Annotated in this window: 16 protein-coding genes; 1 reads left to right on the plus strand and 15 read right to left on the minus strand. The window is 72.9% G+C overall.

Annotated elements, in window-relative coordinates; all coding sequences use genetic code 11:
* Positions 1 to 30: 30 nt before the first annotated feature.
* From ACQP1S_RS18535 to ACQP1S_RS18600, 14 genes are all read right to left on the minus strand, one after another.
* On the minus strand, positions 31 to 1,758 hold the full coding sequence (locus ACQP1S_RS18535; protein WP_432896931.1) for a condensation domain-containing protein: 1,728 nt from the start codon (positions 1,756 to 1,758) through the stop codon (positions 31 to 33).
* Positions 1,759 to 1,790: 32 nt separating this feature from the next.
* A complete protein-coding gene (locus ACQP1S_RS18540) occupies positions 1,791 to 3,047 on the minus strand; it encodes a cytochrome P450 (protein WP_432896934.1) in 1,257 nt (418 codons plus the stop codon).
* A 31-nt stretch (positions 3,048 to 3,078) separates the two neighbouring features.
* Positions 3,079 to 4,974 (minus strand): ABC transporter ATP-binding protein, encoded by a 1,896-nt coding sequence (locus ACQP1S_RS18545; RefSeq protein WP_432896938.1) that lies wholly within the window; start codon positions 4,972 to 4,974, stop codon positions 3,079 to 3,081.
* Entirely contained in the window at positions 4,971 to 6,980 is a 2,010-nt protein-coding gene (locus tag ACQP1S_RS18550; protein WP_432896941.1) for an ABC transporter ATP-binding protein, read from the minus strand. The genes ACQP1S_RS18545 and ACQP1S_RS18550 overlap by 4 nt, the downstream gene beginning before the upstream one ends.
* Positions 6,977 to 9,088, minus strand: coding sequence for an FAD-dependent oxidoreductase (locus tag ACQP1S_RS18555; RefSeq protein WP_432896948.1), 2,112 nt, complete (start codon positions 9,086 to 9,088; stop codon positions 6,977 to 6,979). The genes ACQP1S_RS18550 and ACQP1S_RS18555 overlap by 4 nt, the downstream gene beginning before the upstream one ends.
* Positions 9,085 to 9,879 carry an SDR family oxidoreductase gene (locus tag ACQP1S_RS18560; RefSeq protein WP_432896950.1) on the minus strand — a complete coding sequence of 265 codons (795 nt, stop codon included), beginning with the start codon at positions 9,877 to 9,879 and terminating at the stop codon, positions 9,085 to 9,087. Before ACQP1S_RS18560 ends, ACQP1S_RS18555 begins: the two co-directional genes overlap by 4 nt.
* Positions 9,876 to 11,024 (minus strand): acyl-CoA dehydrogenase family protein, encoded by a 1,149-nt coding sequence (locus tag ACQP1S_RS18565; RefSeq protein ID WP_432896952.1) that lies wholly within the window; start codon positions 11,022 to 11,024, stop codon positions 9,876 to 9,878. The genes ACQP1S_RS18560 and ACQP1S_RS18565 overlap by 4 nt, the downstream gene beginning before the upstream one ends.
* A complete protein-coding gene (aroA, locus tag ACQP1S_RS18570) occupies positions 11,021 to 14,338 on the minus strand; it encodes a 3-phosphoshikimate 1-carboxyvinyltransferase (RefSeq protein WP_432896955.1) in 3,318 nt (1,105 codons plus the stop codon). The genes ACQP1S_RS18565 and aroA overlap by 4 nt, the downstream gene beginning before the upstream one ends.
* A gap of 21 nt (positions 14,339 to 14,359) precedes the next feature.
* On the minus strand, positions 14,360 to 15,196 hold the full coding sequence (locus ACQP1S_RS18575; RefSeq protein ID WP_432896958.1) for an SDR family oxidoreductase: 837 nt from the start codon (positions 15,194 to 15,196) through the stop codon (positions 14,360 to 14,362).
* Positions 15,193 to 15,450: an acyl carrier protein gene (locus ACQP1S_RS18580; protein WP_091243247.1), complete on the minus strand. Its 258-nt coding sequence runs from the start codon at positions 15,448 to 15,450 to the stop codon at positions 15,193 to 15,195. The genes ACQP1S_RS18575 and ACQP1S_RS18580 overlap by 4 nt, the downstream gene beginning before the upstream one ends.
* Before the next feature lie 30 nt (positions 15,451 to 15,480).
* Positions 15,481 to 16,611 carry a 4Fe-4S cluster-binding domain-containing protein gene (locus ACQP1S_RS18585; protein ID WP_091243249.1) on the minus strand — a complete coding sequence of 377 codons (1,131 nt, stop codon included), beginning with the start codon at positions 16,609 to 16,611 and terminating at the stop codon, positions 15,481 to 15,483.
* A gap of 14 nt (positions 16,612 to 16,625) precedes the next feature.
* Positions 16,626 to 17,348 carry a Phenylacetic acid catabolic protein gene (locus tag ACQP1S_RS18590; protein ID WP_218108163.1) on the minus strand — a complete coding sequence of 241 codons (723 nt, stop codon included), beginning with the start codon at positions 17,346 to 17,348 and terminating at the stop codon, positions 16,626 to 16,628.
* A gap of 161 nt (positions 17,349 to 17,509) precedes the next feature.
* Positions 17,510 to 19,072, minus strand: a complete 1,563-nt coding sequence (locus ACQP1S_RS18595; RefSeq protein ID WP_432896963.1) for a class I adenylate-forming enzyme family protein — start codon at positions 19,070 to 19,072, stop codon at positions 17,510 to 17,512.
* Positions 19,065 to 19,313: an acyl carrier protein gene (locus ACQP1S_RS18600; protein WP_432896966.1), complete on the minus strand. Its 249-nt coding sequence runs from the start codon at positions 19,311 to 19,313 to the stop codon at positions 19,065 to 19,067. The genes ACQP1S_RS18595 and ACQP1S_RS18600 overlap by 8 nt, the downstream gene beginning before the upstream one ends.
* A gap of 208 nt (positions 19,314 to 19,521) precedes the next feature.
* Here ACQP1S_RS18600 and ACQP1S_RS18605 point away from each other — a divergent pair, with 208 nt between their 5' ends.
* A complete protein-coding gene (locus ACQP1S_RS18605; RefSeq protein ID WP_432896969.1) occupies positions 19,522 to 20,673 on the plus strand; it encodes a helix-turn-helix domain-containing protein in 1,152 nt (383 codons plus the stop codon).
* 243 nt (positions 20,674 to 20,916) lie between these two features.
* On the opposite strand, the gene ACQP1S_RS18610 is transcribed toward ACQP1S_RS18605, so the two are convergent.
* Entirely contained in the window at positions 20,917 to 25,188 is a 4,272-nt protein-coding gene (locus tag ACQP1S_RS18610; protein ID WP_432896972.1) for a family 43 glycosylhydrolase, read from the minus strand.
* Positions 25,189 to 25,228 lie beyond the last annotated feature (40 nt).

Genomic DNA, 25,228 nt, shown 5'->3' on the forward strand with positions numbered 1-25,228 from the left:
TGGTCGATCCCGTCGACCGGCCGCAGCGCCCTACGCATCGCGCCCCGTCCCCCGGGCGAGCACGGGCCCGGCACGCCACGCGTCGGCCCCGGCCCCGGTGGGCGGCGCCGACCCGCAGATCACGTACTCGGTCGGCGCGACGAGCCCCGGTCGGCCGGGCAGCGCGTCGAGGACCCGCCGGTGCAACTCCTCGGGCGAGCAGGAACCGGACACGTAGGCGGTGACCCCGCCGTCGGCCGACGGCTCGGCGAAGGCCGCCGCCCCGGCGACCTCGCCGACCAGCTCCGCCACCGTGTGCGGACGGACCCAACCGGCCGGGGTGGACACCCAGTCGGGGCCCCGGTGGGCCGGGGTCAGGCCGATCCGGTCGGCGATCTCGGCGACCCGGACCGCGCCGGTGACCGCCTGGCACAGCAGCGTCTCGATCCCCCGGATGATGGTCTCGCCGAGCCCTCCGGGGAGGTAGGCCGTGTCGACCAGCAGCCCGAGCCGGCACCGACCGTCACCCAGGTTGCTGGCCGCGACATAGAACCGCATGTCGCTCTTGGACAGTGGCTCCAGCCGCGAGTATCGGGAGTCCCGGCGCAGCACGGCGAGGCGCTCCGATCCCGGGTCCGGGTCGGCCGTGGCCCAGTCGCTGCCCCGGTGCCCGTTGTTGAAGTAGGCGGACAGGTCGAACGCCACCCCGCGCCGCCGGCCGACCTGTTCGACCACCGTGCGCACCCCGGCCGGGTCGCACGGGGCTCGGCGGTACGCGTCGAACGCGGGCCGGTGCAGCTGCCGGATGGCGGTGAGCAGGTCGGCGTCCTCGTCGACCCGGTGCACCAGCAGGGCGTCCAACGTGTTCAGGGCGATCAGGTCACGACTGTCCCGGTCCAGGCGGTTGCCGGCGATCAGCTTGAACACCCCGGTGCGGTGCCCGTTGTAGGCGGTCAGGACCAGCGTGGTCAGGCAGAGCAGCACGGTCGAGAAGGAGGTACGGGTCCGGGTGGCCAGCGCCGTCGCCGCCGCGGTGACCGCCGTGGAGTCCAGCAGGTGCCGTTCGATGGGCTGGTCGCCGGTCGCCGCGCGCGGCAGGTCGAACATCGAGGGCGGGGCGGCCGACAACCCCTGCTCCCAGTGCCGCAGCCCCAGCCGGCTCTGCTGCCGGCCGGCCGTCGACTGTTGGAAGGCGGCCTGTGCCAACGGCTGCGCCCCGCTCCCGGCGGTCGGCGTCTCCTGCGGCGACGGCGCGTCGGTGAGCCGGCCGCGCAGCAGCGCGGTGAGGGTGTTGAAGGCCCAGCCGTCGAACGCCAGGTGGGAGCCGACGAGGGCGACCGCGCTGATCCGGCCGGCCCGGTCCCGGACGCAGCCGACCCGTAGCGGCCACTCGGCCTCGTGGTCGAACGCCGCAGCGGTCAACGTGGCGACGAGTTCCGCACCGACCCGTGCCGGGTCGCCGTGGTCGTCGACCACCACGATGTCGTACGCCCCGGCGGCGGCGACCTGCTGCTGCGGCTGGTCGGCACGGTCGACGTACCGGGTCCGCAGGGTCTGGTGCGCCTCGATCAGGGTCCGCAGGACGGCGTGCAGTCGGGCCGGCGCGACCGGTGCGGGGAGCACCAGGGCCTCGCCGATGTTGAACTGGTTCGCCTCCTTGCCGAACCACTGCATCGGCCCCCACATCACGCTCTGCGCCCAGGTCAGCGGCCCGGCCGCGGCCTCACCCGTGGCGAACGGCAGGCTGACCGTGCCGACGTCGGTGGTCGCGTCACTCACCCGGTCCCCCTCCGGACGATCGTCGGTACGCACTACGCGCGCTGCGCCGACGCGAGCGGACCGGACGACCTCGGGGTCAGCCGCAGCGGCAGGTGGTCGAGCCCCCGGAAGGCCGGGCTCTGCACCTTGACCAGTTCGCCGATGAGTGCGATGTCGTCGGTGCGCTCGATGAGCATCCGCAGGAAGGTGGTGGCCTGGAGGCGGGCCAGGTGCGCGCCGACGCAGGTGTGGATGCCCGCCCCGAAACCGAGGTGGCCGTCGGTCACCCGGTCGATCCGGTAGGCGTTGGGGTCGGGGAACTTGCGCGGGTCCCGGTTGCCGGCGGCGAAGGACAACTCCACCCGGGCGCCCTGCGGGATGGTGGTGTTGCCGACGACGACGTCGGTCGTGGCGGTGCGGAAGACGTTCTGCACCGGCGGGTAGAACCGGGCGGTCTCCTCGATCGTCGACGCGATCAGCTCGGGCCGCTCCCGCACCAGCCGGAGCTGGTCGGGGTGGTTGAGCAGCGCGTCGAGCATGTTGCCCAGGAAGTGGGTCATCGTCTCCTGCCCGCCCACCAGCAGGGTGAGGCACAGCCAGAGGATCTCGTTCGCGGTCACCCCGCCGGAGGCCGCCGCGGCGAACAACTTCGACACCACGTCGTCGCGGGCCGGTTCGGTCCGCCGCCGGGTGAGCAGGTTGCCCAGGTAGCCGGAGAGGCCGGCGATCGACGACAGGGCGGCCTTGGCGGCCTGCAACCGCAGCGCGTTCTCGGCCGGGTCCTCCGGGGCGTCCTCACCGACCTTCGCGTTGGCGATGAAGCTCTCCAGCACACCGGCGGTGAGCTTGAGCTTGGCGAGGTTGTCGTCGGGCACCCCGACGATGGTGGTGATCACCTTCACCGGTTGCAGGATGATCGCCTGCTGGACGAGGTCGATGTCGCCGGTGGCGACGGCCTCGTCGAGCAGTTCGCCGCAGACCTGCTCGATGAACGGCCGCCAGAACTGCACCCCGCGCGGGGAGAAGTCGTGCCGGATCAGGGCGCGCAGCCGGGTGTGGTCCGGTTGGTCGAGCCCGAAGAGCACCGGCAGCTTGGAACGGTGGTAGGCGATCCCGTCGGCCGACGAGAGTCCGGTGTGGTTCTTCGCCGCCAGCCGGACGTGGTCGTACCGGATCACCAACCACATGTCGCGCTGTGCCAGGTAGAGCGGTTCCTCCGCGCGGAGCAGGTCCGCGTAGGCGGGGTACGGGTCGTCCATGGACTCGGGCGAGAAGGGATCGAACTCTTCGGTACGCGTCGCGCTGGTCACTGCCATGTCCTCCGGAATCGATGGGGGCCGGTCACCGGTACGCCCTGGCCTGGAGTGCGAACATCTCGGCGTATCGGCCGCCGGCGGCGAGCAGGTCGGCATGGCTGCCGACCTCGGCGACGCCGCCGTCGGCGAGCACCACGATCAGGTCGGCCAGTTGCACGGTGGAGAACCGGTGGGACACGAACACGCTCACCGCGCCGGTCCGGGCGGCCACCTCACGCGCCTGGTCGCGGTAGCGGGCGAACAACGCGTGCTCGGCCTCCGCGTCGAGGGCGGCGGTCGGCTCGTCCAGCACCACCAGCAGCGGGTCGTCGCGCATGAACGCCCGGCCGAGGGCGAGCTTCTGCCACTGACCGCCGGACAGCTCCGCCCCGTCGGTGTGGCTGCGCCCGAGCGGGGTGTCCAGCCCCTCGTCGAGCTGCCCGACCAGGTCCTCCGCCCCGGCCCGGCCCAGCGCCGCCCGTACCGCCGGGTCGTCGTCGTGGCGGGGCAGGTCACCGATGCCGACGGTGTGCCGGGCCGGCAGCTCGAACCGGACGAAGTCCTGGAAGCCGGCGGCGATCCGCTCGCGCCAACGCGGCAGGGACAGCTCACCCAGCGCGACACCGTCGACGAGGATCCGGCCGGACGTCGGTGCCAGCAGGCCGCAGAGCAGTTTGACCACCGTGGTCTTGCCGGCGCCGTTCTCGCCGACGACGGCGACCGTGGTGCCCGCCGGCAGGTGCAGGTCGAGGCCGGTGACCACCGGTCGCGACCCGCCGGGGTAGCGCAGCGCGACCCCGGCCAGCCGGATGCCCTCACGCAGCCGGGCCGGCGGCACACCACCGCCCCCGGTGGGCCGGTCGGCGGCCTCGACGGAGGACCCCGGGTCGCCGGCCGCAGCCAGCGGGGCGTCGACCGACGTGGGACGGTCGACCGGGGTGCGGTGACCGGGGGACGCGGGACGGTCGGCGACGCCGACCAGGTCGTGCACCTCGTCGAGCCGGCGGTAGACGCTGCGCAGCCGCTGGAGGTCCTGCAACACCCCGACCGCCGCCGCCACCTGCTGGTTGACCTGCGCCGCGATGGTGACGACCAGGATGACGTCGCCCACCCCGCGCCGGCCGGCGACGGCGTCGCGCAGGATCACCAGGACCGCCCCGATGTAACCGGCCGCGAACGCCAACTGCCCGGTCATCCGCACCAGGCTCGCCACCAGCTGGGCCCGCCACAACCGGCGGGTGGCGTCCTGCCAGTGCCTGCGGTGCCGCCGCCGTACCTCGTCGGTCAGGCCGAAGATCCGCAGCTCCTTGCCGGCGGCGGCGTCGGTGCTGAGCCGGAACAGCCCGACGGCACGCCGGGTGGACTCGGCGCCCGCCTCCCGCGCCCGGTTCACCATCCGCTCCGCCCACCGCCCGGCCAGCAGCGGCGGCACGGCGGCCAACGGCAACAGCAACAACAACGGATGGAGTACGGCCAGCACCACCGTCGTCAGCGTCATCGCCACGGCCAGGCCGACGCCGGTCAGCACGGCCTGGAGGCCGACCCGGAGCTGTTCGACGTCCTGCTCCAGCACGGTGATCTTGTCGGCGAACTCGGACCGCTCGAAGTGCGCCATCCCGGACGACCCGTTGGTGGCCTCCATCAGCTCCTGGTGCACGTGCAGGACGTCGAGTTCGGCGAGTTCGAAGTAGGCGATGTGGGCGAAGTGACCGAAGGTCAGCCCGGCGATCAATCCGACGGCCACGGCGACCCCGGCGAGGCTCGCGGTGACCGGCCGGCCGGCGTTGACGGCGTCGAAGAGTACCCGCAGCAGCACCGCCACCAGGGGCCACGCCACCGCCCCGGCGACGACCAGGACCAGCGCGGTCAGCGCCTTGCGCCGATCCTGGCGCAGCGAGGTCCGCCACAGCGACCACCCGGCGGAGAGCAGGCCGCGGCTCATCGGGCGCTCCGCGGCGACCCGACGTCCACCGGCATGCCGTCGGCATCCACCGGACCGCCGCCGAGGTCGGTGTCCGACAGGTCGCCGTCCGACAGGTCGGTGTCGGAGCGGGTGGCGAAGCGCTGCGCCTGGAGGGAGAACAGCCGGGCGTACCGGCCGCCCAGGCTGAGCAGCTCCGCATGCGAGCCCTGCTCGACCACCCGCCCCTGCGCCAGTACGACGATGTGGTCCGCCCGACGGACGGTGGCGAACCGGTGCGAGATCAGCACCGTGGTGACCCCCGTGGTGGCGGCGATGATCTCGTCGAAGAACCGTGCCTCGGCCCGGACGTCCAGGCTGGCCGTCGGCTCGTCGAGCACCAGCACCGACGCGCCGTGCCGGATGGCGAACAACGCCCGCGCGATCGCCACCCGCTGCCACTGCCCGCCGGACAGGTCCACCCCGCCGCGCAGCTGACCGGTCAGCGGGGTGTCCAGCCCGAGCGGCAGCGCGTCGAGGGCGTCGAGGATGCCCGCGGCGTCGGCGGCGGCACGGATGCCGTCCCGGTCGTCGGCGTGCGCGATCGCGCCCAGCGCGATGTTGTCGGCGGCGCTGGTCTCGTACCGCAGGTAGTCCTGGAAGATGACCGCCAGGTGACGTCGCCAGTCGGCCGGCGGGAGGTCGTCGATCGGGGTGACGCCGACGGTGATCCGGCCCGCGTCGGGCAGCGCCAGCCGGGCCAGCAGCTTGACCAGGGTGGTCTTGCCGGCGCCGTTGAGCCCGACGATCGCGGTGCACGCACCGGCCGGCAGGGTGAGGTCCAGATCGGTGAAGACCGGCGCCGTGCGGTGCGGATAACGGAAGGACACCGCCTCGAAGCGGATGTCCGCCGGGCCGGCCGGCCGGTCGACGACCCGCCCCGGCGGGGGCGCGACCGTGGGGCCGGTCGCCACGTCCCCGGTGGACGTGCGCTCGCGCATCCCGGTCCGGAACTCGCCGACCGCCCGGTAGGCGTTCATGCCGAACTGGGTCTGCACGTCGGCCTCGGGATAGAACTCCCCGAGCTGGACCGCCGCGAGCACGGCCTGGATCACCAGCGCCAGCCGGGTCAGCCCGACCTGCCCGTCGCCACCGGCCAGGCCCAGCGCGGCGAGCACCGCGACGAGCGCCGTCAGCCCGACGGCCGTGTAGAGGAAGTACGGCTTGAGGTAGACCCGCCGCCGCTGCGCCCACACCGGGCGCATCCAGTTCAGGTACGCCTCCCGGTACTGCTCGCGCAGCCACGGCAGCAGGCCGAAGATGCGGATCTCCTTGGCCGCGGGCCGGCCCATCGCCACGCCCCGGAAGTAGGTCAGCCGACGGACCCGGGCGACCACCGCACCGTAGATCGCCGCGTACCGGCGCAGGCCGCCGCGTTGCCCGTGCCGGAAGGCCAGCACGGCGACGAGCAGACCCAGCCCCGCCCACCAGGCGAAGGCCAGCCCGACGAGCACCGCGTACCCGAGGAGTTGCCCGTAGCGGGCGAGCAGCGCCAGCATCCCGGCGCCCGCCGCCCCCGGACTCTGGATGCCGTGCTCGACCTCGCGGGACGCCTCGGTGAGCTGTTCGAGCAGCGCCTGATCCTCCAGCGGGGTGGTGCTGACGCTGCCCAGTGCGGCCGTCATCAGTTCGTCGGCCACCCACCCGTCGATCCGCCGCTGCACCAGCAGACCCGTGGCGACCTGGAGCTGGGCCAGCAACTGCTGGGCGCTGAGCGCCGCTGCCGCCACCACGAAGGCGGTCACCAGGTGCCCGAAGGCCGGCGAGTCGACGCCGTCGCGTACCGCCGGCGGCAGCCACCCGATCATCCGGCTCGTCGCGACGACGAACAGCACCGGCGCGGCGGCGAGCAGCAGGTTGACCACGACGGCGGCGCACACCGCCGGGCCACCCGCCCGGGGCAGCAACCCGACGATGCGCCACCGGTCCTCGGCGGTCCGCCGCAGCACACCGGCCACGGTGTCGGGGGCCGTCCCGTCGGCGCTCATGCCGGCTCCCCCACCCGCAGGGTCCGGCCGGCGCCCTGGGCGGCCCGCTGGAACGCCAGCGCGGCGGCGTGCCCCTCGGCGAACGCCCGGACCGCGTCCAACCCGGTGGTGTCCCGGGCACCGCCCACCACCCGGTGCCAGACCCCGGCCCGGCGTACCGTCCGCACCAGCCCGTCGGCGGGCAGCTGACCGGCGGCGATCACCACCGTGTCGGCGGGTACGGACCGGGCCGCGCCGGTGCCGTCGACCAGGTGCACGGCGTCGGTGTCGATGCGCAGGTCCCGGACGCCCGACACCACCGCCACCTGCCGGCGGCGCAACTCGGCCAGCACCGCCCACCGGGTGGAACGCCCCATCCGGGGGCCGAGCCGCTCACCCCGCAGCAGGACGGTGACCTGCCGGGGTGGGCCGGCGTCCGGCTGGCTGGCCAGGTGGGCCAGGTCCACGGCGATGCCGCCGCCACCGATCACGGCGACCCGTGGCCCGAGCGCGTCGTCGGTGAAGGCCGAGCCGTAGTCCCGGACGTGCGGCAGCGCGCCGCCGGGCAGGTCCACCCGCCTCGGCACCACCCCGGTGGCGACGATGACCCCGTCGTAGCGGCGCAGCAGACCCTCGTCGGCCCCGGCGACCGGCCGGCCGGTGTGCAGCACCACGCCGAGCCGGGTCAGCTCGGCGGTGAGGAACCGGATCGTCTCGGCGTAGTCGGCCTTGCCGGGCACCCGGCAGGCCAGCCGGAACTGCCCGCCGGGTTCCCGGTCCGCCTCGTAGACGGTGACCCGGTGCCCGGCCAGGGCCAGGTCGCGAGCGGCGCGCAGCCCGGCGGGACCGGCACCGACCACGGCCACCGTCCGGGGCTCCCGCACCGCCACGGGCCCGACCCGCACCACCGATCCGACCTGCCCCGACGGCGCGGCCCGGACGCCGGGCTCGGCCTGAGTCGCCGGCGCGGCCCGGGCCGGCGGCGCGGCCCGGTCTTCCCGCTCAGCCTCGAACTCCGGGTCGGCTTCCCGGCCGACGAGCGGGTTGACCATGCAGGACACCGCCGCACCGACCAGCGACCGGTCGATGCAGGCCTGGTTGCAGGCCACACAGATGTTCACCGGCCGGCCCGCACGGCTGCGCTCGATCAGCGCCGGGTCCGCCAGGAACGGTCGGGCCATCGAGATCAGGTCCAGCGGGGTGCCGGCCAGGATCGCCTCGGCCTGCGCCAGCCGGTTGATCCGGTTGCTGGCCAGTACGGGCAGCGCGCCCACCGCGGCCTTGACCGCCGACGCCACCGGCACCCAGTGCCCCGGCGGCACCACCGCCTGCACCGTCGGGGTCGGTGACTCGTGCCAGCCGACCCCGACGTTCAACGCGTCGGCGCCGGCGGCGGCGAGCGCGCGGGCGTACTCCGCCACCGTGTCCCGGTCGGTGCCGCCGGGCAGCAGGTCGTCGCCGGTCATCCGCATCACCACCGGGAAGTCGGTGCCCACGGCCGCGCGGACCGCCCGCACCACGGCCACCCCGAACCGCATCCGGCGCTGCGGATCGCCGCCCCACTCGTCGTCGCGCCGGTTGGTCAGCGGGGAGAGGAACTGGTCGATCAGGTAGCCCTCGGAGCCCATGATCTCCACCGCGCTGAAGCCCAGTTCACGGGCATGGTGCGCGCCCCGGGCGAAGTCCTCGACGATCCGGCTGACCCCCGCGGCGGACAACGTGTCCGGGGTGAGCCGGGAGATCGGGCTGGGCACCGCCGACGGGGCGACCGGGCGGGGGCCGCCGGCTGCCGGCCGGGCGTACCGGCCGGCGTGGAAGAGCTGGAGGGCGAGCAGGCCACCGGCCACGCCGACCTCCCCGGCGACCCGACGCAGCCGGGCCCGGAAGGCGGCGTCGTCGAGCACCCCGTAGCCGGGTACGTCGGCACCGGCCGCGCTGACCGCCGCGCCGCCGGTGACCATCAGCCCGGCGCCGCCGGTGACCCGGGCCAGGTAGAACGCGGCCAGCGCCCGGCCGTCGTCGTCCCGGTTCTCCCAGCCCAGGTGCATCGCCCCCATCACGATCCGGTGCGGCAGCGGCAGCCGACCGATCCGGCCGGGACGCAGCACCCGTTCCAGTCCGGTCGTCATGCCAGCGGACCACTCAGGTCCCGGGTGAACGGTGGCGCGACGATCGACAGACCGCCGTCCACCACCAGGGTCTGTCCGGTGATGTACTCGGCGGCCGGGGAGAGCAGGAAGGCGACCACGTCGGCGACCTCCTGGGCGGTGCCCATCCGCTGCTTGGGGATCAGCGGCAGCACCCCGGACAGCGGTGCCATGCCGGGCACGTCGTAGAAGTAGCCGGACGACTCGGTCTCGATGATGCCGCCGTTGACCGCGTTGACGTTGATGCCCCGGCTGGCGAACTCGACGGCCATGTAGCGCACCCACGCCTCGATCGCGGCCTTGGCGGCGCCCAGGTTCGCGTACGTCGGATAGGCCCGGATGCTGCCGTAGCTGGACAACGCGACGATCCGGCCGCCGTCGGGCATCAGCCGCACCGCCTGCTGCGCGCCGAGCACGAACGCGCGCATGTTCATCGCGTACGAGCGGTCCAGGTGGTGCGGCTTGAGGTCCATGATGTTCTTGAACGAGCTGGCCGCCGCGTTGCACACGAAGTAGTCGAGGGTGCCGAACTCCTGCGCGACCACCGCGAAGAGCCGTTCGATCTCCTCCGGCTGCTCCACGTCGGCGGCGACCGCGACGGCCCGGCCCCCGAGTTGCTCGATCTCCTTGCGGACCTGCTCGGCGAGTTCGGCGTTCTTCTTGTAGTTGACCACCACCGAGCCGCCGCCCCGGGCCAGGGTGAGCGCCAGCGCCCGGCCGATGCCCCGCGAGCTGCCGGTGATCAGGGCGGTACGCCCCTGGTAGCCGGTCATCGGCCGGCCGCCAGGATCTCCCGGGCGATCACGGTCTTCTGGATCTCGTTGGTGCCCTCCTCGAAGCGCTGCGCGCGGGCGTCGCGGTAGACCCGTTCGATGGTGCTGCCCTCCCAGTAGCCGATGCCGCCGTGCACCTGGAGCGCCTTGTCGGTGACCCGGGTGAGCATGTCCACCGCCACCAGTTTGGCCATCGAGGACAGCGCCCCGGCGTCGCTCTCGCCCGCCTCCCACCGGCGGGCCGCGTGCAGGGTGAGCTGCCGGGCGGCCTCGATGTCGGCGGCGTTCTCGGCGAGCGCGAACGCGACCGCCTGCCGGGCGGCCAGCGGCCTGCCGAAGGTGACCCGGTTGCCCGCGTGCTCGACCGCCAGCTCCTGGGCCCGACGGGCCAGCCCCACGCAGGTCATCGCGACCCCGATCCGGCTCGGGGTGAGGAAGCCGCCGAGGGCGACGGTCAGTCCGTCGCCCTCCCCGCCGAGCCGGTTGGCCACCGGCACCGGCGCCCGGTCGAAGGTCAGGTGCGCGTGGTCGGTGCCGCGTACGCCCATGGTGTCGGGCATCGGTGTGACCCGGACGCCGTCGACGTGCCGGTCCACCATCAGCGCCACCGTGCCGTCCTTGCCGGTGCTGCCCTCGCACCGGGCGAACAGCAGCCAGTAGTCGCAGCTCACCCCGAAGGTGATCAGGTGCTTCTCACCGCTGAGCAGGTAGGTGTCGCCGTCGCGGGTCACGCTGGCGCGCAGGTCCGCGCCGGTGCCGGCGGTCGGTTCGGTGAGCGTGAACGCGACCCGCAGGTCCCCGGCGACCTGCGGCAGCACGAACTTCTTGCGCTGCTCGTCGGAGGCGAACTGGTCGATGGAGCGCCACACCCCGTTGCACACGTGCACGATCATCCGCAGCGACGCGTGCGACATGGAGAACAGTTCGAGCAGGTGCAGGTACTGGGTGAAGGACAGGCCGGCACCGCCGTAGTCGACCGGCGCGGCGAGCCGCAGGTAGCCCCGATCACGCAGGTCCGTCCAGAGCTGCGCGGGGACGCTGCGGTCACGTTCGATCGCCGTCGCGTACGCCTCGCCGGGGCCACGGACGAACGCCTCGACCTCACGGGCCAACGTCGCGAACGACGTGCCATCGGCCTGGGTCACTCTGCCTCCTCGCCGATCGTTGCGCTGATCTGGTCACGCAACACGAACTTCTGCACCTTGCCGACCACGTTGCGGGGCAGCGCGGCCACGATCTCCAGCCGCTCGGGCCAGTACTGCTTGGCGAGCTTCTGGGCGTCGAGGAACCGCTGCATCTCGGCGAAGGTGAACGCCTCCCGGGTCACCACGTACGCGCAGGCCCGTTCGCCGAGGCGGGGGTCGGGCATCGCCACGATCGCCACCTCGCGGACGGCGGGATGGGTGTGCAGCAGCTGCTCCACCTCCGCCACCGGGATCTTCTCGCCACCCCGGTTGACCACGTCGGTCACCCGGCCGGTGATCCGCAGGTACCCGGCGTCGTCGATGGTGGCCAGGTCACCGCTGCGGTACCAGCCGTCCGGGGTGAGGGCCGCCGCCGTCAGGTCCGGGCGGTCGAGGTAGCCGGCGAACAGACAGTCCCCGGTCACCTCGAAGTTGCCCTCGGCACCGGGGCCGAGCACGGTCCCGGCGTCGTCGGTGATCCTGATCCGGACCCCCTGCACCGCCCGCCCGTCGGTGCCCCAGGCCCGGGCCGGTTCGTCGGTCGGCGCGGACAGCGTGCCGAGGCAGGATTCGGTGGAGCCCCACGCGCCGCAGACGGCGGCGTCCAGGGTCCGGGTGGCGTGCTCGGCCAGGGTCCGGGGCACCGCCGCGCCGGTGGCGACGAAGACCCGCAGCGCCGGGGCCGGCTCCCCGCCGGTCTCGACGGCCTCGACCAGGTCGGCGAGGAACGGCGTGGCCGCCTGGACGAAGGTGGCCCCGGTGCGGTGCAACGTCGCCAGCGCGGTCCGGCCGTCCCAGACGGGTTGCAGCACCACCGGCGCGCCGAGGGTGAACCCCAGCCACATCCCGTAGAGGAACCCGGTCTGGTGGGCCAGCGGCGACGGGATGAACAGCCGGTCGGCGACGGTCAGCCCGAGCTGCCGGGCCTGCATCGCCGCGGCGCGGGTCAGCGTGTCGGTGCGGTGCAGCACGCCCTTCGGCTCGCCCGAGGTGCCGGAGGTGAACATCAGTTGGGCGAGCGCCCCCGGTGCGGGCCGGCGGGCGGCCAGCACCGCGCCGTCGGGACGTTGCCGGCCCAGCGCCTCACCGAACCACTGCCACCGCACCGCAGCGGTGTCCACCGGCAGCCCGCCGTCTCCCGCCGAGGCCGCATCCCCGGACAGCGCGGCGTCTTCGGACAGGGCGGCGTCCCCGGACAGCGCGGCGTCCCCGGACAGCGCGGCGTCCCCGGACAGCGCGGCGTCCCCGGACAGCGCGGCGTCCCCGGACAGCGCGGCGTCGCCCGGCCGATCGGCGGCACCGGACGACGGCCGGGTCAGGGCGTCGGACGGCGGCCCGGCAGGGCCGGCAGGCGGATCGTCGGTGGCGCGGACGACGAGGACGTGCGCCACCGCCGGGGCGTCCGGTCCGGACAGCACCGACGCGGTCTCCGCGAGGTGCGCACGGCTGCGGAACCGGTCGGGGATCACCAGCACCCGGGCCCGGGACCGATCCAGCAGCCGGGCCATCTCCCGTTCCCGGAAGAACGGCATCAGTGGGCAGCAGACCGCCCCGATCCGGGTGGTGGCCAGCGTGAGCACCACGAACTCGGCCCAGTTCGGCAACTGCCAGGCGACCACCTCGCCGGGGCCCACCCCCAGCTCCAGCAGCAACGACGCGGCCTGGTCGGCGCGGCGGTCCAGCTCACCCCAGCTCAGCGTGGTGCCCGACCGCCCCGGCGAGGCCGCCTCGATCACGGCCTCGTCGTCGGGGTGCGCGCCGGCGTGCCGACGGACCAGCTCGGCGACCGGCGTCGCGGCCAACCGCGCCGGCGCCGGCACCGCAGCCGACCGCACCGACGACGACGTGCCAGCCGACCGCACCGGTGACGACGGCGGCCCGGCCGGCCGCGCCGGCGCCGGGCGGGTCGCCGGAGCGATCTCGTGGCGCTGCCGACCGGCCGGCTCGGCGGCGGGCCGGGGCAGCCGGCGGGCGCGGGCCCGGTCGACCGACATGTGGAGGCCGACGGAGTTCATCTGGTCGAGGAACTGCGGGAAGGAGATCCGGTGGGCGTTCGGATAGGTCAGCCGGCTCTCACCGGTGGCCCGGGAGGCGGCCACCGCCAGCGCCATCAGCACCCGGTGGTCGTTGAACGAGGACAGGTCCGCCTCCCGCAACTGCCCGACCCCCTCGCACACGAGCCGGTCGCCGTCGAGCCGCAGCCGGCCGCCCATCCGGTTGAGTTGCAGCATCGCCGTCACCCGGTCGGACTCCTTGAGGCGTACGTGGGCCACGTTGTCCAGCACGGTCGTGCCGTGCGCGTGGGAGCCGAGCACACTGAGCACCGGCAGCATGTCGGGCACCGTGCGGCAGTCCACCCGCACCGGTGCCAGCCGCAGGCCGTCGTGACGCACCCGGACCCAGCCGGTGGCCGGGTCCCGGGACAGCGGCACGCCCATCGTCGTCAGGCTCTCCAACAGGTCGGCCTCCGGATGGTCCAGCTCCCCCGGGCCCACTGCCGGCAGTCCCCGGAACAACACGTCGGCGGGGTGCAGGGCGGTCGCGGCCAGGCCGAACGCGGCGGCGCCGACGTCCGGCGGCAACCGGACCACCGCCGGGGTGGGCCGTTGGCCGGGTTCGATGTCGTACCGCCGGCCGTCGCCACCGACCTGCACGTGCAGACCGAACTGGCGCATCATCGCCACGGTCAGGTCGACGTACGACCGCTCGTTGAACTCACCGACCACCTCGATCACGGTGGGGCCGGTGGCGAACGGGCTGACCAGCAGCAGGCTGGAGATCCACTGGGAGAGGGTGCCGGGGATCTGCACCCGGCCGCCGGTGGGCGGGCGGGCGGCGACCCGGATCGGCAGCAGTCCACCGGTCGAGGTGATCTCCACGCCGATGCCGGCCAGGGCGTCGAGCAGCGGGCGGATCGGTCGCCGCCGGAAGTACTTCTGGCCGGTGATGCCGACCGGGGTGTCGGCCAGGGCGGCGAGCCCGGTGAGGAAGTAGAGCGTGGTACCCGAGCTGCCGACCGAGATCTCCGGACGCACCGGACGGTACCGGCCGCCGCGCACCACGAAGGCGTCGTTCTCGACGGTGATGGCCGTGCCGAGGTCACGCAGCGCCCGGATGGTGTGCTGCACGTGACCCGCGTGGCAGGCGCCGTGGATGTGGCTGGTCCCGTCGGTCAGCGACGCGAGCATCAACGCCCGGTGCGCGTGGTACTTCGACGCCGGGACGTCGAACTCACCCACGAGTGGCTCGGCCGTGCCCTTGATGACGAGACGCACAGTCCCTCCCCGCAGTGTGTGTCAGCCGGCGGTGTCTGGTGGCGACGGTGCCGCCGGAGTTGGAGCCGGGACGCCGCCGAACACGGCGTGCATGCCCCCGTCGGCGTGCACCACCTGCCCGGTGGTGTACCGGGACAGGTCCGACAGCAGGAACAGCACCGCCCCCACCACCCGGGCCGGGTCGGCGCGGTCCCAGCCCAGCGGCGCCCACTGCTCGTACTGGTCGGCCAGGGCGGAGAAGGTGCGCACCCCGCGCGCCGACACGGTCTCGACCGGCCCGGCGGCGACCAGGTTGACCCTGATCCCGGTCGGCCCGAGGTGCATCGCCAGGTAGCGGCAGACCGCCTCCAGCGCCGACTTGTACACCCCCATCCACCCGTAGCCGGGCAACGCCCGGGTCGAGTCGACGGTGAGCCCGACCACCGCGCCGCCACCGGGCGCCTGACGCAGCAGGGGCGACAGCGCGGTGGTGAGCTGCTGGAAGGAGTACGCCGACGCGCGGAACCCGTCGAGCACCCCGGCGGCCCCGGCGGTGACGAATCCGGCCCCCAGCGCGTCCGGCGGGGCGGCGGCGATGCTGTGCAGCACCCCGTCGAGCTGACCCCAGCGGCTCCCGATCCGGTCCGCCAGCGCGTCGACGCTCTCGTCGGACATCACGTCCAGTTCGAGCACCTCGGGCCGGGACGGCAGCAGGTCGGCCACCTTCCGGGTGATCCGGCCGACCCGCCCGTACGAGGTCAGGATGACCTCGCAGCCCTCCCGTTGCAGGGCCGCCGCCACGTGCCAGGCGATGGACTCGTTGTTGAGGACCCCGGTGACCAGGTAGGTGCGCTTGTCCAGGCTCAGCAACGAGCTCAATGCGACGCGCCCGCCACGATCCGCTCGACGAGTTGACCGATGGTGACGTCCGCGAGTTCGCTGCGCGGGATCTCCACGCCGTACTCCTTGACGACCATGGCCATCAGGTCGGCGACGTCCAGCGAGTCGATGTCCAGCGAGTCGAACTTGGCGTCGGCGCTGATCGCGTCCTCCTCGACGCCGAGGTCGATCAGTTCGGCGCGCAGGCGCTCCTCGACGGCGGACGCGGTGATCTCAGTCGAAGGGGAAGACATCCGGTGCTCCTTTTCTCGGGTGGGAGTCGCCTAGGCCGCGAACGGGGCCTGGCGCGCGAAGTTGGGGGCGTGCCGTTGCGCCCAGTACCACTGCCGCCAGTAGCTCTCGGCCAGTTCCAGCCAGGTCTCCAGTCGGCCGGTGTCGTCGAGGAACCGGTTCATGCTGACCAGCAGCCAGCTGTAGACGCCCTGGCTGTCCCGGCAGTCCGCGCAGTTGCCGGAGGTGCAGCAGAACTGGAGGGTCTGGTAGTCGGCGCCGTAGACCGAGAAGCCGTCCAGGACCGGGTTGCCGTTGCGGAGCCGCTCGGCGTGGTCCGGGTGGTCCACGCTGATGCTGGGGCAGACGTCGTAGCCGAACTGGCCGTCCCAGTGGGTCCGGCCGGTGATCAGCGCCTCGATGAAGTACGGGTGGCAGACCACCGTCTCGGGGTACGCCTGCTTGACCCGTAGCGCCTCGGCGAGGGTGCGCTGCTCGTTCTCGATGCGCAGGGCATGGTCGCTGCCGTGCGCGGAGTAGAAGTTGAAGGTGACCTGGTTGCCGTTGTCCTGGATGGCCCGGACGGTCGGCTCGACGTACTGCAGGCCCTCCTCCGACAGCGCGTACACGAAGATCACCCGGGGGTCGTTGCGGTAGTGCCCGAGGGCGGTCTCGAAGAGCCCGGAGAACGACGACCCGTTGACCCGGTAGCCGCGCAGCGCGTCGTCGAGCGGGCCGCCGCCGAACAGGCTGATGGCGACCGCGACGTGCGCGAAGCCGACCATGGGCAGCGGCCGGATGCCGTTGGTGGAGATGGTCACGTAGGGCAGCCGCTCGACGAACGGCACCACCCGGGGCAGCACCAGGGTCGGCTCGCCGCCGATCAGGGTCGCCTGGGTGACGCCCTTGGCCACCAGCGAGTCCACGAACCGGGAGATCAGCGCCGGGTCCGAGGTCTCCGGGACGGCCGCGTCGAAGCCGCCCTCGAAGTACCAGCAGCCCTTGCACCGGATGTTGCAGGTGGTGGTGAGGTGCACCTCGGTCGCACTGACCCGGCGGCCCATGTCCCGGACGACCTGCAACCGCGCGGCCAGGTCGGGCCGGTCGGCCAGCAGGGACGCCAGGCGGGTCTTCGCCTCCCGCCGGGACAGCGGACGGGGATTGATCGCGATGGGGGTGGGCATGGGCGGCCGTCCTCTCAGCTGCTCGCGGTCGGGACGACGAGTCCCAGCGCGTGGATCCGCGGAATGACGGCGTCCTCCCACTGCTGCAACGCCTCGCCGTTGGTGGTGCGCCGCAGGCCGTAGCGGACCGCCCGCTTGGAGCGCTCGGACTCCGGGGTGCCGAACAGGTCGCGGAACACCGGCCAGAGCCGGTCCAGCGCGGCCTGCAACTGCTCGCGTCCCTCGTCGGTGGTGGCCAGGTTGCGGCAGACCCGGGCACCGTGGGCGATGTGGATCTTCTCGTCCAGGATGATCGTCCGCACCGCGTCCGCCCACGGCTTGTAGCTGCCCAGGGCGAACTCCTTGATCATGATCAGTGCGCTCTCCTCGCCGATGTAGGAGTAGATCCCCCGCTCGGCCCAGGTGGTGCACTGGTGCAGCCGCTTGTCGGCGAAGAGCCGACGCTCCTCGATGGACTGGCTCTCCATGTGCGAGGTGTCGATGCCGATCTCGGCCAGCACCCGCTTACCGATCTTGTAGTGGTCGTACTCCTCGGCGGCCCGCTCCGCGCACACCTGACGCTCCTCGGCGTTGGGTGCCAGCGGAAGGAACATCATGGTGTAGTCGTCGCCACCGGAGAGCTCACCCTCCGTATTGATCATGATCTGACTGATCAGCGCCTTCTGGTAACCCCGAGGCATGCGCTTCAACTCTTCGGGGGTCCGTACCACTACTTCTTCGTCGTCAAAGATCTCCACCGGCATGGCGCAGACCGCCTCCTGTCGACATTCACACCCGCAAATTACGGAAAAGGGGACACCGGCGTTGCTGCGCCATCACGACGGGCCCGGGGTGACTCCCGGTGACCCGATCCCCTGAGAAATCCCCCCGTTCCTCCTCGCCCGCCACCGACGGTGACTCAGGTCAGGTTCTCGATCGCCAGTCTTCGCACGTCCGACCGTTGGATCTTGCCAAGCGGAGTACGCGGAAAACTGTCGACCCCGATCTCCTTGAGCGGCACGAACCGGCGCGGCACCTTGAAGGCGCTGAGCTGTTTCATCAGCAGCGCGCGCCATTCGTCGTCCCGGACGACCGCGCCGGGCAGCAGGGTGTAGACCAGCACCAGTTCCACCCCCGTCACCGGGTGCGGCAGCGCGGCGACCACCGCGTCCTCGATCCCGTCGAGCTGCGGCACGACGTTCTCGATCTCGGCGGGGTAGACGTTCTCGCCGCTGACGATGACCATGCTGTCCATCCGGTCGACGATGGTCAGCTCGCCGCATTCGTCGAGGTGGCCGAGATCGCCACTGCGGACCCAGCCGTCGACCAGCCGGGCGGCGGTCAGGTCGGGTGCCTTCTCGTACCGGGTGAAGATGCTCGGGCCGCTGAGCAGCACCTCGCCGCTCTCCCCCGGCGGGACGTCCCGGCCGGCCTCGTCGACGACCCGGACCCGGGCGAACGGCACCGGCAGCCCGGCCGTGCGGCGGTCCCCCGGCCGGCGGTCCCGGGGCTCCACCACCGTCAGGGAGGTCAGCTCCGTCATGCCGTAGACCTGGAACACCGGAATGCCGAAGGTGTCCTCGAACCGGTGGATCAGCTCGGGGCTCAGCGCCGAGCCGCCGGCGAGAACGCCCTTGAGCCGGCTCGCGGCCGGCCGTTGCGGTCGCTCGACCAGGTGCGCGAGGTAGGCGTTGACCACCAGCGTCCAGGTCGGGCGGAACCTGTCCACGTAGGTCCAGAACCGGGCCAGCGCCACCTCCGAGCGGACGCAGACCGTACGCCCCCCGGACCACAGCGGCGTCAGCGTGGGCAGGCCCTGCCCGCCGACGTGCAGCATGGGAATGACGTTGAGGAAGACGTCGTCGCGGCCCGCGTCGGCCCACTTGACCATGGCCAGCGAGTTGGCGAGCAGGGCGCGGTGGGACAGCACGACACCCTTGGCCGCGCCGGTCGAGCCGGAGGTGTAGACGATCTCGGCGTCGCCCGCCCCGCCGTCGGCGGGCGCGACCAGTTCCCCCCGGTGGGCGACACCCCGGCCGAGGACCTCGGTGAGGAACCCCTCCGCGTCGTCCACCGTCAGCCAGCGCCGGCCCGGCGACGCCTTCGCCGCGGTCGACGACGGACCGAGCACCAACGCGACGTCGGCGTGGGCGAGCAGGGTGTCCAGTTCGGCCGGGCCGGACTTCGGGTTCAGCGGCACCAGCATCCGCTGGGCGGCGATGATCCCGAGGAACAGCAGCGCCGCCAGCGAGGAGTTGTGCAGGACCACGGCCACCCGGCCACCCGGTGGCACCCGGTGCTCGTCGAGCAACGCCGCACAACCCCGGGTGAAGGTCAGCACGTCGGCGAAGCTGACCACCCGCCCGCCGGGCTCCGCCGGGAGCAGGTACGGATCGTCGCCGTAGGCCGCCGCGGCCTGGGAGACGAGGTCCAGCAGGTTCGCCGTGACGGTGAGATCCGGCTCGGCCAGCGGACTAGGCATGCGACTCGTCGCGGGCGGCGGACCCCTGCACGACCGCGCAGAGCCGGTTGACCGTGGGCGTGTCGAAGATGACGTCGACCACGTCGACGCCGTACGCCGCCTCGACCCGGGTCACGATCTCGACCGCGCCCACCGAGTCCATGCCGAGCGCGACGAGGTCGTCGTCGGGGCCGAGGGTGAGTCTGTTCAGGACTTCGGCGCAGATCGAGGTCATGTTCTCGTGCAGATCGGTCGTGGTCACTGAAGCGGTCCCCCCATGTCAGATCACCACACGGGCCACGGCAACGTTGCGGCAGCGGTCCCTTCCCCCAACATGTCTCGGGACCCGTCGGGACCATACTCAGTCGCGTCGTGAACCGTCCAGGGCAACCGTCGGAGCAATCGTCAGCAACCGCTCCCACCATCGTCATGCGTCATTAGTCCGTAACATGTCCGGATAGGATCATGGCATGGGGAGAGGGCGGCCGAAGGCAGGACTGACACTCACCGACGAGGAACGGGACGCGCTGATCCGGGGAGCGCGGGCGGCGCACTCCCCGCAGTCATTCGCCATTCGCTGCCGAATCGTTTTGGCATGCGCCGAAGGGGCCACGAATATCGAGGTCGCGACCCGGTTGAACGTTTCACCGGCGACGGTCGGGAAATGGCGTGCACGGTTCGCCGCCGCACGGTTGCCGGGGCTCGCCGACGAACCGCGGGCCGGCCGGCCCCCCTCGGTCCGACCCGAGCAGGTGGACCGGGTGGTGGCGGACACCCTCGACGGCACGCCCGCCCCCGCCCGGAGATGGTCCCGGGCGTCGATGGCCGCCCGGACCGGCCTGTCGGCGTCCACGGTCGGCCGGATCTGGCGACAGTTCGACCTGCGCCCGCACCTCCAGGACGGCCTGACCCTGGCCGCCGACCCGGGGTTCGTCGACTCGGTCGTGGCCCTGGTCGGGCTCTACCGCCACCCCCCGGAGCAGGCCCTGGTGCTCTGCGCCGTGCCCCGGGACGACCGGCCGCCGACCAGCGGCAGCACGGCCCCGGTCCGGCCGGGGCAGCTCGCGCCCGGCCCGGCCCGGCCCGCGCCCGCCCCGCTCGGATCGCTGGGCCTACTCACGCCGTCCGGGCCGACCCCACCCGGGGCCGGCCCGGACCGACCGGGATCGTCCATACCCGTGGCGGAGGATGCCCCGCAGCGGCGGCGTCGCGCCGCCGCGTACCGTCGGTTCCTGGTGGCGGTGGACCGAGTGGTGCCCGCCGGCCTGCTGGTGCACGTGGTCGCCGACGACCCGGCGCGGCACGACGCCCCGGCGGTCCGGGGCTGGCTGACCCGGCACCCCCGCTTCCACCTGCACCTGACCCCGGCCGGGGGGTCCTGGGCCGACCAGGTCCGGCGCTGGTCGGGCCTGCTCGCCGCCCGGCATCCGGACGGTGCCGGGCCGGTCCCTCCCGGCGGGGGCGGGCCCGCCGGCGTCGGGGAGCCGCCGACACGGTGGATCACCACCCCGGAGGAGATGCGTCAGGCGCTCGCCCGACATCATCAACGGACTTCAGGCGCGTCGGTGTCAGCCGACCGGCCTGCGGCGCGGGACCCGTCCACCCGGGCTACCGGCATGTGAGATGCCGGAGTCGCATCGTGCTCCGGCCCGGGGCCGCCGAGAACCCCGAGCAGCAGCCCGGCCGTCGCCGCCGGGACGTGACCGACAGCGGACGTGACCGACAGTGGACGCTGGCGGGCATGGAGGACGGCGGGGACACCGCCGCTGGCATGGCCGACGGCGGGCATGGCCATCGGCGGGGACACCGCCGCGCAGACGCGCCGCCCGACCGTGCTCCGGTCGGGCGGCGCGTCCGGGTGGCGGCTACCGGATCGCGGGGACCCGCAGGACGGCCACCTCGCCGACGTTGCCGGCCACGTCGACCGCGCGGTAGCGGACCCCGTGCGCCCGGTCGTCGAGTGGCACCGGACCGCTCCAGGTGGTCCACTCCCCACCGTCGAGCCGGTATTCCACCCGGGCCACCCCGGAGTCGGCGTCCCGACCGGTGACGACCAACGCGCGGCCGGTCAGCGTCGCCTCGGCGGTCGGCGCGACCCGGTCCACCTGCACCGACGTCGACCAGGGCGCGCTCCAGAACAGGTTGACCCCCTGCGCCCGGTACTCCACCGTGTGCCGGCCGGCGGGCAGGGCCACCGGCTCCCGGTACGGGAACCAGCCTCCCCCGTCGATCTGGTACTCCACCAGCCGGATCAGCTCCCCGTGGGCCAGGGTGAGCGTGGCGTTGGCGCCGTACCAGCCGTCGGTGCCCGGGTCGGTGATCCGCAGCCGAGGCTGCCCGCCCCGGTAGCGCAGCGGCTCGACGCCGCTCAACGTCGGCACCACCGGCTTGATGGTGCCGTCGTCCGCGAAGTACAGCCGGTCGATGGTGGTCTCCCGGTGGGTGCCGTCGCCGCCCGGGATGGCGAACCGGTGGTACGCCACGTACCAGTCGTCGGTGCCCGGCACCTGGATGATCGAGTGGTGACCGGTGCCCAGGATGCCCTGGCCCGGGTCCTTGGTGAGGATCTCCCCCTTGCTGGTGAACGGCCCGAGCGGGCTGCTGCCGATGCCGTAACCGACCCGGTAGTTCTCGCTGCCGGTGTCGTCGATCGACCAGGACAGGTAGTAGACCCCGTTGCGCTTGTGCAGGAACAGGCCCTCGCGGAAGCCGGTGAGCCCGGTCAACCGGACCCGCTTGCCGACGTCGTACGAGATCATGTCGTCGTTGAGCGGCACCACGTACGGGGTGCCGTTGCCCCAGTAGAGGTAGCTCTTCCCGTCGTCGTCGGTGAAGACCGCCGGGTCGATCTGCTGGGCGTTGCCGTAGTCGGCCTTGCTCACCAGGGGTTTGCCGAGCGGGTCGACGAACGGCCCGAGCGGCGAGTCGGCCACCGCGACACCGATGTTCTGCTGCGCCGAGAAGTAGAGGTAGTACTTCCCGTTCTTCTCGATCGCCGCCGGCGCCCAGGCGTTGGTGTCCGCCCAGCTGATGTCCGGCCCGAGGTCGAGGATGGTGTCGTGGGCGGTCCAGTCGACCAGGTTGCGGCTCGACCAGACGGTGAACGTCGAGCTGCCCCAGCCGGGGAAGCCGTCGGTGGTGGCGTAGATGTAGTAGGTGTCGCCGAACCGGACGATGTTCGGGTCGGCGTTGAAGCCGGGCAGCACCGGGGTGTTCATCGGCACCGCACGGACCGTCCAGGCCCGGCTGGCCCCGGCGGCGCTGGTGACGGTGACCGTCACCGGCCGGGTGTAGTTGCGCGGCCCGGCGGGCTTGACCGTGGAGGTCGGCGCGACCAGGTAGCGCGGGGCGAGGGTGGTCAGGTCGGTGCCGGGCCGGACCGGCAGGGTGATGGTGCCGGTGGCGGCGTCCACGATGGCCGGCACCTTGAGGCTGTCGAGTTCGACGGAGACCACGCTGGTGCCGTTGCTGCCGAGCGCGGCGACCTCGGCGTCGGTGAGCGCCCGGTTGTAGAGGGAGAAGTCGCGCACCCGGCCCTTGAGGTAGCGGTCGCTGGCGTACTGGGAGCGGCCGAGGTAGTTGGCGGTGGTCCGGCCGCCACCGATGTCGCCGGGCGCGACGGTCAGCCCGGTCTTCTCGGCGACGCGCACCCCGTCCAGGTAGATCCGGGCGGTGCCGGCCCGGTTCAGGGTGTACGTCAACGTCTTCCACGCTCCCCGGGGCACCGCCCGGCCACCGGTGACGGTCTGCTCGCCGGTCCAGTTGCCCAGGCTGATCGAGGTGCGGTAGTCGTTGCCGGTGGTGAACAGGTAACCGTTGCCGGCACCTGCGGAGTCGGTGTTGCCGAGCCCCCAGAGGAAGTACGGGGTGGCCTGGTCGGCGGCGATGTTGACGTCCATCGACACGGTGATCTCGTCCAGCCCGGCCATGATGTTGTCGGGCAGGTCGACGTGACCGTTGGTGCCGCCGAGGGTGAGGCTGCCGTCGTCCCAGCGGGCATCGCCGGCCAGCGTGGCGTGGTGTCCGTTGCCGGAGTCGTCGGTGACCGTGCCGCCGCCTGCCTGGTCGAGCCGGTAGTGGGCGACCACACCGTCGGCGTTGGCGCTCACCGGTGGCGGCGCGTCGGTCAGCGCGTCGAGTTCGGCGCGGGTGACCGGGATGACGGTGCCGTGGCGGGGGCTGGCCGGCAGCCGGTAGGAGGCCGGCACCTTCCAGTTGGGCTTCGCCAGGTCGTCGGTGCCCAGCGGGATGTAGCCCCGGCCGCCGTACTCGTCGACGAAGAGGTAGTACCGCGAGCCGGAGGTGTCGCCGGGGTTGGCCTTGAAGACCGTGGGGCCCTCGACGGCGGAGGTGCCGGCGTCGCGGCCGATGCACGAGTCGAGCATCGTCCACGCGGGCCGGCCGGGCAGGTCGACGGCGGTCAGCGAGGTCGACCTCTCCTGGATGATGTCGGAGCAGCCGGTGCCGCCGCCGCCCTCGTCCTTGGTGAACCGGTAGTAGGTGTCGCCCTCGCGGATCATCGTGGAGTCGATCCGCGACTCGCCCCGGTCCTGCCAGATCGTCGCCGGGCTGAAGGTGACGAAGTCGCGGGTGGTGGCGGCCAACATCCGGTTGTACGTGTTGCCGGTGTGGTTCGGGTCGTTCTCGGCGAACAGCTTCGAGGCCCAGAACACCAGGTACTCACCGCGTTCGGCGTCCCAGTACGCCTCCGGCGCCCAGGTGTTGCCGGCGGTGGGGGGCGACACCTCGATGTGCCGCTGGGCGGACCAGTTCACCAGGTCGGTGGACTCCCACACCTCGAGGTAGCGGCTGCCCCGGCGCTGGGCGGCGTCCCAGTCGCCGTTACGCCCGATCGACAGGTCGGTGGCGATCAGGAAGAACCGGTCCCCCTCCGGGCTGCGGATCAGGAACGGGTCGCGCAGGCCCAGTGTGCCGTGGGTCGACTCCAGCTTCGGCTGGCCGCCGTTGACCTCGGTCCACTGCAGGGCGTTGTTGCCCCGGCTGGCGGCGAAGTAGATCTTCTCCCCGGCGATCGAGTTGCCGGTGAAGTAGCTGAACGCGTAGCCGGCGTACGGCGCGGGGGCCGGCAGTTCACGGACGGTCAGCGGGATGGTCCGCTCGGCGGTGGCGCTGCCGACGGTGACGGTGGCGGTCAGCGGGACCGTCGCGTCGCCCGCGCCGTGCGCCGGGCGACGCACCACGCCGTCGGCGGCGACCACCTCCGGTCGGGCCGAGCGCCAGGTGACTGTCGCGCCGTGCCGGCCGGTGGCGGGCATGGTCAGGTTGCCGCGTACGTCGTCGGCGTGCACCAGGGACAGGGCGGCGGCGGCCGTCTCGGCCCGGGTCTGGTCGGACTCCTCGGGTTGCGCGACCACCGCGACCTCGGCGGCGGTGAGGGCCCGGTCGTAGATCCGGAAGTTCGCCACCCGTCCCTTGAGGAACCGGTCGGTGCCGTAGTTCGACCGGCCGAGGTGGTTGGCGGTGGTGACGCCGTTGCCGACGGCGCTGGGCGGCACGGTGACGGCGGTGTTCCGGGCCACCTGCACGCCGTCGGCGTAGAGGGTGCCGGTGGTGCCGGTCTGGGTGTAGACGACCGACTTCCACACCCCCCGGGCCAGGTTGCCGCCGGTGCCGGTGACCTTCTCACCGGACCAGTTGGTGGTGGTGATGCCGGCACGCAACGCGTCGCCGCTGGCGAACAGGTAACCGGTGCCGGCGGCGGAGGTGGCCGGGTTGCCCAGTCCCCAGAGGAAGTACGGGGTCTGCTGTGCCGGGTCGACGAGGACGTCGACCGCGACGGTGACCGACGACAGGCCGGCCAGGATGTTGTTCGGCAGCTTGACGTGGTCGTCGACACCGTCGAGCAGCAGCCCGTCCGGGCCGGTCCAGGTGCCGCCGCCGACCAGGGTGCCGTCGTTGCCGCGCCCGGAGGTGTCGGTGATCGTGGTGCCGGTGCGCTGGTCGAGGTCGTAGCGCAGCAGCAGCCCGTCGGTGACGTCGGCGGTCGCCGCATCGGCCGGTGTCGCCACGGCGGGGGTCAGCGCGGCGAGCAGGGTGAGCAGGGTGGCGGCGGCGAGGGTACGGCGGCGGGTGGGGGCGGGGGTGGCGTGGTGGTCCCGGGGAACTGCTGAGCGCATGGGGGGATTCCTCGGTGTCATGTGAGCGTTAACAGGCTGG

The organism is Micromonospora matsumotoense (genome assembly GCF_050951065.1).
GTDB lineage: Bacteria > Actinomycetota > Actinomycetes > Mycobacteriales > Micromonosporaceae > Micromonospora > Micromonospora matsumotoensis.

What these genes read in the sequence shown, in the direction of transcription:
- ACQP1S_RS18545 (WP_432896938.1), bottom strand. Translation starts at nt 4,974, where the DNA reads ATGAGCCGCGGCCTGCTCTCCGCCGGGTGGTCGCTGTGGCGGACCTCG.
- ACQP1S_RS18550 (WP_432896941.1), bottom strand. Translation starts at nt 6,980, where the DNA reads ATGAGCGCCGACGGGACGGCCCCCGACACCGTGGCCGGTGTGCTGCGG.
- ACQP1S_RS18555 (WP_432896948.1), bottom strand. Translation starts at nt 9,088, where the DNA reads ATGACGACCGGACTGGAACGGGTGCTGCGTCCCGGCCGGATCGGTCGG.
- ACQP1S_RS18560 (WP_432896950.1), bottom strand. Translation starts at nt 9,879, where the DNA reads ATGACCGGCTACCAGGGGCGTACCGCCCTGATCACCGGCAGCTCGCGG.
- ACQP1S_RS18580 (WP_091243247.1), bottom strand. Translation starts at nt 15,450, where the DNA reads ATGTCTTCCCCTTCGACTGAGATCACCGCGTCCGCCGTCGAGGAGCGC.
- ACQP1S_RS18585 (WP_091243249.1), bottom strand. Translation starts at nt 16,611, where the DNA reads ATGCCCACCCCCATCGCGATCAATCCCCGTCCGCTGTCCCGGCGGGAG.
- ACQP1S_RS18595 (WP_432896963.1), bottom strand. Translation starts at nt 19,072, where the DNA reads ATGCCTAGTCCGCTGGCCGAGCCGGATCTCACCGTCACGGCGAACCTG.
- ACQP1S_RS18605 (WP_432896969.1), top strand. Translation starts at nt 19,522, where the DNA reads ATGGGGAGAGGGCGGCCGAAGGCAGGACTGACACTCACCGACGAGGAA.
- ACQP1S_RS18610 (WP_432896972.1), bottom strand. Translation starts at nt 25,188, where the DNA reads ATGCGCTCAGCAGTTCCCCGGGACCACCACGCCACCCCCGCCCCCACC.